10 protein-coding genes and 1 pseudogene are annotated in these 14,616 nt (G+C 39.2%); 8 read left to right on the top strand and 3 right to left on the bottom strand.

The window, feature by feature from the left end:
• The first annotated feature begins 106 nt into the window (after positions 1 to 106).
• Positions 107 to 781, top strand: coding sequence for a response regulator transcription factor (locus PSH41_RS19440; protein ID WP_024032693.1), 675 nt, complete (start codon positions 107 to 109; stop codon positions 779 to 781).
• Positions 778 to 2,187 carry a sensor histidine kinase gene (locus PSH41_RS19445; RefSeq protein ID WP_273590009.1) on the top strand — a complete coding sequence of 470 codons (1,410 nt, stop codon included), beginning with the start codon at positions 778 to 780 and terminating at the stop codon, positions 2,185 to 2,187. The genes PSH41_RS19440 and PSH41_RS19445 overlap by 4 nt, the downstream gene beginning before the upstream one ends.
• Positions 2,188 to 2,429: 242 nt before the next feature.
• Here PSH41_RS19445 and PSH41_RS19450 read toward each other — a convergent pair whose 3' ends face one another.
• Both PSH41_RS19450 and PSH41_RS19455 read right to left on the bottom strand, forming a co-directional pair.
• Positions 2,430 to 3,020 (bottom strand): hypothetical protein, encoded by a 591-nt coding sequence (locus tag PSH41_RS19450; RefSeq protein WP_064387019.1) that lies wholly within the window; start codon positions 3,018 to 3,020, stop codon positions 2,430 to 2,432.
• 332 nt (positions 3,021 to 3,352) lie between these two features.
• A complete protein-coding gene (locus PSH41_RS19455) occupies positions 3,353 to 3,676 on the bottom strand; it encodes a hypothetical protein (RefSeq protein WP_064387020.1) in 324 nt (107 codons plus the stop codon).
• Positions 3,677 to 4,361: 685 nt separating this feature from the next.
• Between PSH41_RS19455 and PSH41_RS19460 the strand changes: the two genes are divergently transcribed.
• From PSH41_RS19460 to PSH41_RS19485, 6 genes are all read left to right on the top strand, one after another.
• Entirely contained in the window at positions 4,362 to 4,973 is a 612-nt protein-coding gene (locus tag PSH41_RS19460; protein ID WP_055253882.1) for a TnsA endonuclease N-terminal domain-containing protein, read from the top strand.
• Positions 4,970 to 6,997: a DDE-type integrase/transposase/recombinase gene (locus PSH41_RS19465; RefSeq protein WP_096042865.1), complete on the top strand. Its 2,028-nt coding sequence runs from the start codon at positions 4,970 to 4,972 to the stop codon at positions 6,995 to 6,997. Before PSH41_RS19460 ends, PSH41_RS19465 begins: the two co-directional genes overlap by 4 nt.
• A gap of 35 nt (positions 6,998 to 7,032) precedes the next feature.
• Positions 7,033 to 7,941: a TniB family NTP-binding protein gene (locus tag PSH41_RS19470; protein WP_223866401.1), complete on the top strand. Its 909-nt coding sequence runs from the start codon at positions 7,033 to 7,035 to the stop codon at positions 7,939 to 7,941.
• A gap of 440 nt (positions 7,942 to 8,381) precedes the next feature.
• Entirely contained in the window at positions 8,382 to 9,272 is an 891-nt protein-coding gene (locus PSH41_RS19475) for a hypothetical protein (RefSeq protein ID WP_096042864.1), read from the top strand.
• 1,640 nt (positions 9,273 to 10,912) lie between these two features.
• The gene (locus tag PSH41_RS19480) at positions 10,913 to 12,490 is read left to right on the top strand and encodes a glycoside hydrolase family 68 protein (protein ID WP_273590010.1); all 1,578 of its coding nucleotides are present in this window, start codon (positions 10,913 to 10,915) and stop codon (positions 12,488 to 12,490) included.
• Positions 12,491 to 12,777: 287 nt separating this feature from the next.
• Positions 12,778 to 14,430: a glycoside hydrolase family 32 protein gene (locus PSH41_RS19485; protein ID WP_273590011.1), complete on the top strand. Its 1,653-nt coding sequence runs from the start codon at positions 12,778 to 12,780 to the stop codon at positions 14,428 to 14,430.
• 85 nt (positions 14,431 to 14,515) lie between these two features.
• Here PSH41_RS19485 and PSH41_RS20155 read toward each other — a convergent pair.
• A pseudogene (locus PSH41_RS20155) lies at positions 14,516 to 14,616 on the bottom strand (IS982 family transposase); the annotation flags it as partial.

Below are 14,616 nucleotides of genomic sequence, written 5' to 3' on the forward strand. Positions count from 1 at the left end.
CTTAATAATGGCTATACTATAAAAACTTAAGGAAGCCTTAAGTAAAACTTAAGTTATATAGCGTAACCTAGTGATTAAGATGTATTTTCAGGTGAACAAATAGAACATGAAGCTATTAATAATTGAAGATTCAGGGTCACTGCGACGTAGTTTACGGGTTGGCTTAACAAATTTGGGCTTTGCGGTGGATGAAACCGGTGATGGCTCACAAGGGTTGAGTATGGCAATGACAGGTGAATATGAGCTTGTAATACTTGATATTATGCTACCTAGTATCGATGGCATCACTGTACTGCAAACCATAAGAACAAAACAGCTTGATACTAAAGTTTTAATTTTATCCGCAAAGCAAGAACCTGAAGACCGCGTTTTAGGGCTTCTAACCGGAGCGGACGATTACCTCACTAAACCTTTTTCATTTGATGAACTTCACGCTCGACTCTTAAATTTAATGCGTCGTGGTGGACTAAAAATGGTCAGTGATATTATAGTTATTGATAATTTAGCCCTGAATTTACAGTTAAAACTGCTAAAAGTTTCTGACAACGTTATTGATTTAACACCCAACGAGTACAAAATTGTCGAATGTTTATTTAGCAATCAAAATAAAGTGTTTAGTGCGGAAAAGCTAAGTACCTATCTTGCAGGACAGTATGATTTAATATCGAAAAACTCGATTGAAGCCCATTTATCATCTGCTCGTAAAAAAGTAAGAGTTGCAGGGGGAGAGCTACCAATTCAAACCAAACGTGGCTTTGGTTATATTGTGCAAGGGCAATGATGAAATCTATTCGCAGTAAACTAGTAATTACTCTCTCAGTAACTATAACAGGGTTAGTTTTATGCATATTGTTGGCCACTGATATTGCTGTTGATAGCTGGATAGACAATGAGTTTGATCGCAGCCTGCAATCTAAAGCAGGTATGTTAAAGACCTTAGTAAATAAGACCGATAATGGTTATTCCTATAATTTTTCCAGTGAGTTTATGCCTGAGTTCGCAGGAGAAGTTGAGCCCGAATACTTTCAAATATGGAACAAAGAAGGTACCTCCATCCGCTCAAAAAGTTTAGATTTATTTGAGGTTAAAAACCTACCATTTGAAAACTTGGAAATTGGCGAATCAAAAATACGACCTATTCAACTACCTGATGGTCGGGATGGCCGAATTTTTTACAGTCGTTTTATACCACAAGTAAAAGATAAGGCATCAGTTGACACCTCTAAAAAGACAGACGCTGAGTCAATGATTTTAGCTTATACAGCATCCTCTGAGGAAGTTGATTTTGTACTTTGGTTGATTGACGTTATTTTTATAGTCACGACAATTACAGTTATTGTATTTATTCGATTGTTTGTCAGAAAGGCCATAGATACATCACTTGCGCCATTGGTACAATTAAATAAGGATATCAGTCAGTTAAGCATTGTCAGTGAAGGCTCAGAGATATTTATAAAAGAGCCAGTTAAAGAGCTCTTGCCAATTGTCGAAAGTTTAAATGCCTTTATTAAAGAGAACAGGCAACTTTACCTAAGAGAGAAGCGCCTCACATCAGATATTGCACATGAAATTAAGACGCCCATTGCCGAACTAATTAATATGGCAGAAGTCTCCATACGGTTTCCAAATGAAAAAGAGCTCAATGATGACTTTAAGCCTGAAGCTTTGAAAATAAGCCTGAGACTTAAAAATATAGTCTCAAATTTATTGCTATTACATAAATACGGGGGAGGTAAGCTGAACAAGCGAGATGCCTGTGATTTAAATCAAGTTATAAGCAGAATACTGGAAACCCATGATTTATCACGTGTAAATTTGCAGTTGGATGAAAATGCACCAGCAATTATGAGCAACTTGTTTGCCCTTGAATCAATTTTTAGCAATTTAGTTAACAACGCGAAACAATACAGTCCACTCGATTCAAAAATTTTAGTCTCCACGAAAGTTGTAAGGGATAGAAACTTAATATTATCAGTTACTAACTCCCTTAATGAACCTTTGAATGATAGCGATATAGACCAATTATTTGACCCATTATGGCAAAAAGACACTTCAAGAACATCGATTGATAACTTTGGATTAGGGTTATCAATCGCTAAGACGCTTAGTAAAGCAATTGATGCGCAATTAAGTGCGAAAGTTAGTGACAAAAAAATTACATTTTCTTTAGCCTTAACTACGGATTAGCTTATTCAGTAACTACATAGAAATAAAGGCTGGAGTGTACAATTATGTGATGAGGCTCCTATATACTTAATTTTACTGGCAGCTATAAAACAATCAACACCTTTTCTGCGGCTTAGCTGGGTGTTGTTATCACTGTCCGCTCATGGAATAAATGCGTCTGTTCGATTTGATTGACTTTATTTGTTCAAATCTGAAAATTTTGGTTAGATCTTATTAAATGAATACATTACGCGCTTATCTTGTTAAGCAAAAATGCTAATTAAATCACTGTTAAAAGAAAGTCCGCTTAAGCTATTTTCATTAATCAGAGATTTAAACGCGGCATTGCAATAAAGTACTGTCCCGCCTTGAATGCATGATTTAAAAACAAGATGTTTGTCTGATTTAAATGATAAGGATTTGAGGCCATCCTCAATACCATTCAGGTAAGCCTTTTCAGTAAGAGATTCGTCTTCTTCTTCGAAAACGAGTGGATTAAATAAAATTAGCTCTTTATCACACCTAAGCGGTATAAATTCCCCGTAAACTTGCAGATAGTTCCCTAGGGCAATATACGCTTTTTGGTTCAAAACAAGGTAATTCGAAAATAAGTTTACGTCGTAGGCTTGCTTTAAAGCTTCTTTTTCAACCTTGCAGCTAAATCCGTTTTTGACTATATCCGTTATTCTAGTTTTGCCGCTTGGAAAGCCAATCTTGGCTAATATTACTGCTTCTTTATAACTGAGGTTATTTTCTTCGGCAATTTGGTCTGCCATAGATACGATATCTAGGTCAATTATATCGTATGTTCTATCTGGTTTGTGCAATTTATAAATATCGAGTTCCTTTTCCATAAGTAATCCTTTGAAGTAATATTTGTGCTTATTGAAGATTAATGAAGCCAGAATATCAACTCCTTCGGCAACGCAAGCAGAACCTCATTGGATATTAGCCAAATTTTATTAGGCTGGATTACTAAAGGAGTGCGCATTAGTTATACCTATACTCTATTCATTTATTAGCTTTTAATGTATTCATTTATTAGCTTTTAATGTAAAACTAGCAACATTTACATAATACAGATTCTCATCTTTGCCTACCAAAGCCCCTAAATATCTTCCCTTATGTAGAGCTCACGACCCACAAAAGTAAAATATAATAGATAGATTACAAGGCGTTAATCGCCTTATTTATCTTCCATAATATCTTTAAGTGCAATGCGTTTTAGCTCAGTGCCATCGCGATACCCTTTTACTAATAATTCATCTAATACAGCGCCGGTGTAAAAGGTATAGCCATTTTCTTCATCAACGGGAAGCTCATAAACAGAGCCTGATATTTGAGGCCAAATCCAATAATTCCCACAGGCTGATAAGTGGGGTAGAACCATTGAACCTGAGCTTACTCTCCATTCATCATCATTTTTCCACGAACAAAACAACACATAGCAAGGTTTGCTATCAATAGTTTGAAACGTTAAAACAACCCACCCTTCTGGCTTGTGTTTCATATGTCACTCCATCTTGTTTACAAAAAAATTTAAGCCTCCATTAACCTTAACTTAATAAACAAGAACACCCCCTCTTTTTTCTTAAAAAACACAAAAAATAAAAATGCTTAAATTAACCTAGAATTAATATCGTTGGAATTTTATGAATTTTAAAACCCAAATCAAAGACACTCAAAGAAGATAGCGAGAGGTCTGACCAGTTTAACCTTCTCTATTTCTGCAATATCTGCAATCATAGCGACTGCCTTTTGAAAAGCATCAACCTTGCTGGGGCTAGGTGTGAAATTTTTAAATTTAAGCTTTTAGGAGCAGCACTGAATATTAATTTCGCTTTGGGTGTTTTACTTGAACATAACAACGTCATGTTAAACACAAACATAAAATCGGTTTGGATAAGGTAAAAACAACTCGAGAAACCTTCACAGTACTTTAAAGATAAATTTTTTTTGAGAATAAATAATTTGCTCGTAGAAAAAACATTGAACTTAACTTTTGAATTTTAAAGTGAGATTAACCCTTGAAAATAAAACAAAATTTTCAGTGGCTCCAAGGATTGATAAGCCTAATTATGACGAAAGGAATAATGTAAAATGCTTACCAAGAACAACCATTCTAAAGATAAACCTTTTAATTTATCACCAATTATCTATAGTGTAAAGACATTTATTTTTTGGGGAGTGAAATTATGACCGTTACAAAGACGAACGCTAACGTTCACAGAGGTCGATTTGTTATACGATTTTACTCCCATAAAAATCAGTGCGCACTTAATCCCGAGTCATTTCAGGAGCTGATCCTGGCTTTTAAACTGGAATGTGACCCTAATGTGAAGCTGTTTGCCACCCAGCCTGAGCAAATAGAAGTGACTATAGACAAAAAAGTTTACCGCTATACACCCGACTTCTTAGTCCTATATCATTCTGGCTTCGCTGAATATATTGAAGTTCATCATGAGTCTCAGGTTGATAAAGAGTATCACTCGAAAATTCATCTTTTTAATGAGTACACCCGAAAAAAAGCACAAATAGGTTTACGGTTAATCATCGTCGATAAGCTCAATACTATCTTTATGGCGAACCTGAATCTGATAACAATGTATTACTCGGAGCATTCATTCCCATTAACAATGCTGCCTGATGGAGATTTAACCTTTGGTCAACTCATCGAATGCTTGGAGGGTATAGCTAAAAACCCAGTGTCAGAGGCTTATGGACTAATTGCATCAAATGTATATAAATTCGATATGGAGAAGCCGTTAAACGCCTCTACTACATTGATGCGAGGTCACCTCAAATGATCGGATATGCTACGGGCACTGACTTGACTAATAAGTACGGTAACGTTGAATCTATTGCGTTTGTTGACAGTACATCAATACTCCTTTCCGGTGATGGTATAGAGACTAAGAAGCGCCTATTACCTCGAGACGACTTTGAGAAATCAATTGATGATCAAGGCTTTATATTAAGAAACGCACAGCATCCACATATTGAACTAACAGAATATCAAAAGTTAACGGTTACATCACGATTGATGTATCAATCTATCTTGAAAGAACTGGTTAGTGAAGGATACCCTGCTACAACTAAGAAGACATATGATGAGCTCATCAAACGAGTCGAGAGCCAACATCCTGCAACTATTGCCACAAAACACCCGCAATGGAAAACGGTATGTCGCCATTGGCGCGTATGGGTTCAATCAGATTTTAATGATGAGGCGCTTGCGGGAGTGAAGCGCAATAGCCCTGTACGGCTAAATGCGGCCACTGAGGCTTTCATACAGCACTACATCGCTACCGTCTATTCGTGTAATAACTCTGCTTTCAAAGGCGCATATTACAGTAACTATAAACGAGAAGCGCAAGAAGCTAGCTTGAAAAATAATGAGATTCAAATCGCATCACAACGCACCTTTTACCGCCGGTTACAAGAGCTTACTGATGCCGAAAAACTTGCTAATTTTAAAGGCCTTTCACAAGCGGAAATCAATAAGCGACTAACAACGCTACGTAAACGAATAAAAACCTATTACGCAATGCAGCGCGTTGAATGCGACCGTGTTGTGCTAAATATGTGTTTAATTGACGACAAAACAGGCCTTCCGACACCGCCTATTTCTTTGTATGTAGCAATAGACGTATACACACGCGCACCTATCTCTGTGGTGCTTAGCTTTGAACCTGAAAACTCTGCCGGTGGGCTTAACCTTTTACGTCAAATATTTATGGCGGATAGTAATCTTACAATGAATGGACGCAAACCGACTACATTGATTATGGATAATGGCCCAGGGTTTAATAATCGTTTGATAAAAAAGGCTGCGGAGCGACTTGAGTTAAATATTCATTATACACCATCAAATCAACCTGCTAAGAAGCCATTCATTGAGTCATTTTTTAACGTATTAAGAGATCACTTTTTTTCAGGTATGAAGATTGAAACGCAAAGTGGTGAGACGAGTATTGGATTTCAAAGTTATTCAGGAAAACGTACTAACCCGAACTCACTCGACACAATTCCATTAGCTAAACGTGCGGATATAAAGGTATCTGATTTTACAAAGCTACTGAATATATTTTTGACAGAATACATGCACAAACACCATAAACAGGCTGGCCATACGCCTATCAAAAAATGGAATCAGTCCATTATTGATACGCCTATGCCTTCATTCACATATGATCAGCTACAACATTGCTTCCACGTGTCCAGAGCCCAGGCCTCACATAAATTACAGCAACGTGGAACTATCAGATGTTTAGGTCAAGATTATTACAGTGATGAGCTAAAACAACTATACGCGGCTACTAAAACAGACATGGAGCTGGGTGAAAACCCCTCTGTTTATGTGTTTCATGACGACCTAGATGCCAGAAAAGTAACAGTTCAAGCAACACTGCCTGGCGAGAACAATCCTGTGGAAATAGTGGCTGATAATATTGACCATCATGATACTAAACTACCAGTCAGCTTTGCTGAATTAAATGGCAATCAAACTCTGACCCAACTCGGAATATATACAGAAACTTTCTCCCATACTCCTACTGGTCACTATGTCGGTGAAATAACTGAATTCGTAAAGCAAAAGCCCAAACGCAAACAGCACAGAGGCCCGAAGGTAGCGTCTTTCAATAAAAATACGAAAGAGAACTTATCCATTGTAGAGCGAATAAAAAAATCTCATAAAGTGAATGAACTTAAATCACAGATATCGCACTCAGGTGAACAAGATACCTACGCAGATACGATAGTGAGCAAAACCAGAGAAATGGCCTCTACCCGTTATAATGATGATGAAGGAAATGAAAAACAATGGTAACTATGCCCAGTACAATTTTCGCATGTGACATTCAAATGAAGATATGGCAGAGGATAGCGGAAATCCACAATATGTATCACGTACCTTCAGAGGATAAACGAGCTCAACTTATTTATGGTGCCTCGGGTGCTGGCAAGACGTATATATTAAAGCAGTATCACGCTCAGTTTTTACCTGTTACTAAGCCAGAAAAAACGACAAAACCAATCTTTTATGTCGCTTTTAAGGAGTTTAAAAAAAGTACTGCAGAGATAACTCGATTTTTAATTTCAGAGCTAGAGGGAACAACACAAAACTCTCGCACTACTGCAGCTGAATTGGATGCCCAACTTATCTCACTTCTCAAAGACCTAGAAGTGGAGCTAATCATTCTTGATGAAATTCAGAATATTGCCTCAAGTTATGATGGGATAGAGTTTCAACGAATTATTAAATATTTTTGCTATCTGATCGATAGCAACAAGATCCGTTGTTCGATTATTTTCGCCGGTACAAGCAGTGCTAAGCGCCTTATTACATTTGGTAGAACCGCCGGTAAATTTGACGATGACGAGCAGATGTCTCGTCGACAAATGCGCCCCATTGAAATTAAGCCAATCCTTCCTAAAACGAAAAACTGGATTGCCTGTTGTAATTGGTTCATTCAACAAGTTGGGTTGCCAAATTTAACAAAGGATGAGCACAGTGAGCTACTTGATCGTATTTACCTTGCGTACAGTGAGCACACCATGAGTACAATGCGCGATTTATTTTTACGTAATAACACACGAAATGCAAAAAACTATGATCAGCTTATAGAAGCCTTATTTGAAAACTTTGAGAAATATGCAATTGGGGCTGTCAATCCATTTGATTATGAACTTTTAACAAAAAAACAATTAGATGCATATCTAAATGAGCAAGATAAAAACCTTAGAAGTCAGTTCTATTCGGGGTTATGCTAATGCGTTTCCCAATAAAACCCTCTTACTATGAAGCGGAGTCAGGTATTGGTTATGTACTTCGTTTACTTAAAAGAAATGGCATACAATCAGAATCTCGCGTACTCAATAAGGCTATGCTAACCAGTATCATCAAAGGTAGATCAACAAAGAACGGACTCCTTGATCACCTTATTCCTATAACTCGCACTTTATCATCATTAAAGATAAAGTGCTGGACACATGCGAGATTGCTAACGCCACAAGTTTGTCCAGATTGTGTTAACCAATATGGGTATTTTAGGGCCCAGTGGCAAAATCCATTTTTACGACACTGTATTATTCATGAGTGTGCCCTGTTATCCGAATGCCCTCATTGCAATTCACCGCTGCAATTTACCATTAATCTTCTAAATGGCCGCTGCACATCACCTTTATGCGGCTTACGCTTAACGCATATACCATTGAATAATCAATTAAAATCACCTGAACAAGTCCACGATGCATACCTCATAGCTAAAGTGATAGTTGACGATAGTAATACACGAACGAGTTTCCCACCAAAGGAGATTACCTCCACATTATTAAATAGAGCGGCTGATATTCTTAATAACCCAGATAGTGCTAGAGTATTCTTAAGTGAAAGGGCTAAACGTGTACCAACAGATCTACCGTTGAACATTGAGTTTCACAAAATTGAAATTATTGTTCAGAATTTGCTATGTGAATGGGGGTCATTATCCACACTATATGAAATGTATAATAGCGAGTATATTCGTTCAAAAGCTCCCATAACTCAGCTTTGGTTTGAAGCTCAAACAGCCTCCTCTATAATTGGGGTAACGTTTAAACAAATCGCTCTTTTAGTCGAAGTTGGATTGATAAGAACTGATTCAAAAAAGGCCTTAAGAACAGATACTCGCGTTGAAATATCAGGTGTTTATACCTTTTTAGCCGAGTTCAGCCACAATAAAGATTACGTCCCCCTTTCTGAGCTACGTCGCTTTATGGCTCTTCATAATATCTGTATAACTGATGTACTGATAGCTGCTAAAAATAAAGAATTATTAATAACATACAAACCTTCATTAGACTTAATGCATTCCATACACGTTTTGCCTGAAGCATTCGATACCTTTTGTAAATTACATACTCAACTTATAAGAGATAAAACGATGTCCGTTGCAAACGTAGCTGAAGTCACCGGTATACCAAAGGTAGAACTAATGAGGTTGATTAATACCGGTAAGCTCAGGCCCGTTTACATTCATGGCAATAATTCAAAACGTATACTTAATTGTGATACTTTGAAGTTGGCGAAAACGCAAAACAAACAGCTATCACTCGACATTTAGTACTTTGTAATTTCAACTTTAATTTTTAGGCCGAGACATGTTCTCGGTCTATGCTTTATTAATAACAATACCGGCAGTTCACTAAAACTAACCGACTGAATATCAATAAGTTTAACTTTCCCTTTTTTAATAAAGGTTTAGTAACTTCATCCATAACTAAACCTAAATCAAACCAAATTTGAATTAACTCAACATTACAAATGAAGCTTCGCATATCTGCATTTTAGCTTTCACTTAAATGGCTTCATTTCTCTTTATCCTAAAAATCCATTTTCTAATCGATTTACTACACTTTTACTAAGTAAATATTAGCGTATAGTGTTCGCCACTAATTTACCGAATACAGAATCTACTTAATTATGTGCTCATTAAAATCAAGTCAGAGTTCTTCAGTGGCAGAATGAGAATCTGCAAGGCAGAATGAGAACTTTTTGGCTGGATGAGAATTTGTGTTGGGGCAGTTTTTAGCTATAAATAATTCTCAATTTAAGAGGCGCAGTACCCATAAAAAATACAAGCTAAGTTATTGTTTTGAAATCTTATTACATGGCTGAGATTCTCAAGTTATATGGCGCCGATCAACTTGAGAATGGTAACTATGAGATCAGTGCCACTTAAATCGAGAATCCACGGCGCGTTGAGAACTTATTGATTTATAATGAAATATGGCACTTAAATTGAGATTTATTAACTAAATTACACTCTAAAAATAATTATGTTTTTTATTAGGTAAATTTCTTAAACAACGAGAAATCGTTTGAAAACATCTATTACAGTAAGTGATTTGAAGTGGTAATTTGCCTAGTTATTAAAACGTATACTTCTTGCTTAAACATATGGTCGAAAATTAGATGCCTTGATGAAGATTAAAAACCTTGGCGGGAATGCTTTTCAAGACCCAAAGCAACAGTATTTTATGAGTCAGTATCGTTTTTGACTCATCGGAGAATAACAATACGTAATCCTATATTCGGGGTTCATTTTTCCAATACATAAGCACCAGTCTAAAACTAATGCCCCCTTTCCCCAGATTAACTTAATCGATTAAGTAAAACCCTAATGAACCTAGTACCGAATGGTGATAAATACATTGTTTTTCAGTTAAAACCTAAATGCAGAATCACAACCTTAAAGCATTAAAATTTAGTTTTACAGCATTAATATTCACAATTTTATTTTTCCCCTCTAGAGCACCCATTAAGTTTATAAGTAAACACTAACCCTTTACGTCCCATATACACGACAAAACCTTAATTAGAGATGAATTAATCGGATTTTTTAAAAGTTAATTCATGCATTAGTTTTTATATTTATGTTTATGTTTATATTTATATTATTAAATCAGTACACTCTTACTAAATACACAACTTAATCGTTTAAGTAGTCGAGAGATTAGTATATAGTCACACTGCTAATATCAATTAGCGAGGGCATTATTACGCCTGAATTTATTGGCTAATTCCAGAGGATAAACTTTAGCCTTTGTCCGAATCGATTTCGCTTTAAAAGTCGCATACGTTCAAGTGAATACAATTGGTTTTCACTGAGGATAATTGATTTAGACTAGGGTAACAGGGTGTCTTATTAGGAAGAGGCTATTCTTTTACGGGAAACATTTTCAATTTAGTGAGAAGATATTGATGGATAGTAAAATAAGTAAATCGACAATCCCAATTTTGTGTGCATTTCTGGGTTTAACAACGGCAGCTGTTGCAGAACCTTATCTACAGCCAGGTCCCGAGCCGACACTTCACACCCAAGAGGCATTTTCACCTGAGAGTAATTTCACTGCGAAGTGGACGCGGGCTGATGCACGTCAAATCAAGCGCATGTCTGATCCGACGGCAGGTTCACGTCAAAATTCGATGCCTGAAGAATATACTATGCCTGATATCCCGCAAAACTTTCCCGACATGTCGAACGAACAGGTCTGGGTATGGGACTCTTGGCCTCTTACTGACGAGAATGCTAATCAGTACAGTGTTAATGGACAGGAAATCATTTTTTCTTTAGTAGCCGACCGTAGCCTTGGCTTTGATGATCGTCACGTTTACGCAAAGATCGGCTACTTCTATCGGCCGGCTGGGATTTCCGCTGATCAACGCCCAGAAAATGGTGGTTGGACCTATGGTGGTCTCGTGTTCGATGAAGGTGTCACCGGTGAAATTTTCGAGGACCAGTCTTATAGCCACCAGACCCAGTGGTCAGGCTCGGCGCGTATTTTTCCAGGTGGTGAAATAAAATTATTTTTCACAGATGTTGCATTCTACCGAGACCAAAACGGTGGACCGGACATCAAACCGTACGACTCTCGACTCGCCCTAAGCGTAGGCCATGTGCATGCTAATAAACACGGTGTGAGATTCACCGGGTTCAATAAGGTTACGTCGTTACTCGAGGCTGACGGCACTTACTACCAAAATGCTGAGCAAAACCCTTACTATAACTTCCGCGACCCGTTTACTTTCGAAGATCCGGCTCATCCAGGTGAGACCTATATGGTATTTGAGGGCAACACGGCGATGGACCGGGCAACTGCACAGTGTGATGCGGACGACCTTGGCTACCGGGACGGCGACCCTTATGCAGAAACCGTAACCCAAGTGAATGCATCGGGTGCGCCCTTTCAAATCGGTAACGTTGGTCTGGCCAGGGCTACGAACGACGACCTGACCGAGTGGGAATTTCTGCCGCCTATTCTATCTGCAAACTGTGTCACCGACCAGACTGAACGACCGCAGATTTACCAACAAGATGGCAAATACTATCTTTTCACTATTAGCCACAGCACTACATATGCAACAGGTATTACTGGCCCCGAGGGCGTATATGGTTTCGTAGGCAACGGTATTCGCAGCGATTACCAGCCGATGAACCAGGGATCTGGGCTGGTGCTCGGTAACCCAACAAACCTCAATTACTGGCCAGGTAGCCCGTTTGCGCCAGACTATAATCAGCATCCAGGTCAATTCCAGTCATACTCACACTATGTGATGCCTGGTGGTTTAATCCAATCGTTCATCGACACAATCGGCACTAAAGAAAACTTTCGCCGTGGTGGGACACTTGCACCTACAGTTAGGATAAAAATTAACGGCGACTCGTCAGAGGTTGATTATTCCTATGGCGTAAATGGTTATGGGCTAGGTGGTTGGGCCGATATCCCTGCAAACCTGAATGTGAATTCGGGCGGACAGATCAAGCCACTTAAGCAATAACTTTAGTAAATTAACTTATATAGTCCTTACAAGGGGGAAGAGGAGAATGTGTTGTACCGACGTATCCTCTTCTCTCTTATTTGTACCTGGCAAATAAAAGTATGCGGATTCATTGGACAGCCTCACAAACTGTCAGTCGGTTTTTTTTGTTTTGCGGCAGTGACTTTTGAAGCACTGCATTTCTTTATTTTACAATTTTTTTGTACCGCCCATACCATCTATCATGCTCATTGAGTACCTTTGCGCAACTACTTTACTTTTTATCCGATTTTCCAATAAGGAGAGTTATGAATAACAATTTTATTTTAATATCTGCAAGTCGCTGGTCTTTGGCAATTTGCATGTTGGTCGCGCTGTTCAATTCAGGGGGGTCATCGGCCGTTGAATTCGGTTCCGAAGCAGCAATCAGCTCCTCACCGTTGCCCCTGTTGACAGAAAAATCATCTAAATACCAGCGTCCGACTAATTGGGCACGATATAGACCCGCAATGCACCTGACCCCCGAAAAACACTGGATGAACGATCCTCAGCGTCCAATTATGATTGACGGTATCTGGCACTACTATTACCTTTACAATGCCGATTATCCTATAGGGAATGGTACTGAGTGGTACCACGCAACCTCGGTTGACCTTGTGCACTGGCAAGATCACGGCGTGGCAATCGATAAGTATAAGAATGGCCTCGGCGATATTGAAACCGGCAGCGCAGTAATTGACATCAATAACACTGCAGGCTTCGGTCCTGGCGCGGTAATAGCCATTATGACTCAACAGCACGAGGGTGTGCAGCGTCAATCACTCTTTGTCTCGACTGACGGCGGCTATCGATTTAAGGCGTACCAAGACAACCCTATTATGGACAACCCAGGATCCCAGCATTGGCGTGATCCTAAAATAGTCTGGGACGACACGCGCAATGAATGGTTGATGGTTCTGGCTGAGGGCCATAAGATCGGCTTTTACACATCGCCCGATTTGAAGCATTGGAAGTATCAGTCTGGGTTCAAGCGCAGCGACCTTGGAATTCTGGAATGTCCAGACCTGTTCCGAATGTCGGTCAACGGTGACACTGCAACTACACGATGGGTGCTGGTAACTGGCGCGAACGGCTTTAAAAAAGGAATGACCACGGGAACTGTGTACTGGACCGGAGAATGGGACGGAGAACATTTCACCGCTGATCACGATGAACCTCAATGGCTAGACTTCGGCGCCGACTTTTATGCCGCAGTGACATGGGACGACCCCCGCAACAATGACGCCGAACGCCTTACTTCGCGCTATGCCATCGGTTGGCTTAATAACTGGGCCTACGCCACCAAACTCCCAACCGATGACTGGCACGGGGGAGCTAACTCGGTCGTACGGCGCATCATGCTTCAGTCCGTCGGCGGTAAGCCACAACTTGTATCGCAACCCATAAATGCGATCAACAAACTTGAAGGCAGTACAGTAGCTCAATCTAATATTCTGGTGACGGAAGCGTCGAAAACGACACTCCCTCAACCTCCATCCGACGCCTATCGTCTCCGTGTGAAGATTAATGCAGATTCAGATGCTAAAGAGGTCCGCTTCCGACTTAAGGAAGGAAAAAAGCACTTTTCTATCGTTGGGTACAACCTTGCGAATGATACTGTATTTATCCAACGCGATAGTGATGCTATAGCCAATGCGATGCCCAAAGTTTACCGCGAGGTTCGAAAGTCGCCCGTACAAATGCGCGATGGCTTTGTCATGTTGGATATCATTGTAGATACAACATCCATTGAGGTCTTTGTAAATAACGGAGAAGTTGTACTTTCAAATCTTGTATTCGGTGCCCCCGGAGAAAATGGCCTCTCGGTCGAGTCAATTGGCGGGAATACCGAACTGAGCTTATTTGAGCTAGCTCCTTTGAAGGTTGCCCCGATCATTCGCAGTAAAGGTAATACGCGCTAGGCCTATGCTCCCGTGAAATTTTCGCCTAGATGTATTTTAAGGTGTTGCTGGTTATTGTGTAATTAACCTCAGATCTGCATAAGAATTAAAGTCGAGTCACTTTTATACTCGGCTTTTTAGTCTGAAAAGTATAGGCAATTAATCCAGCCATTAAATTAACCATAAATGAGATGCAGCTGCGGTGCC

Source organism: Pseudoalteromonas sp. CST2, assembly GCF_028599385.1.
Classification (GTDB): Bacteria; Pseudomonadota; Gammaproteobacteria; order Enterobacterales; family Alteromonadaceae; genus Pseudoalteromonas; species Pseudoalteromonas atlantica.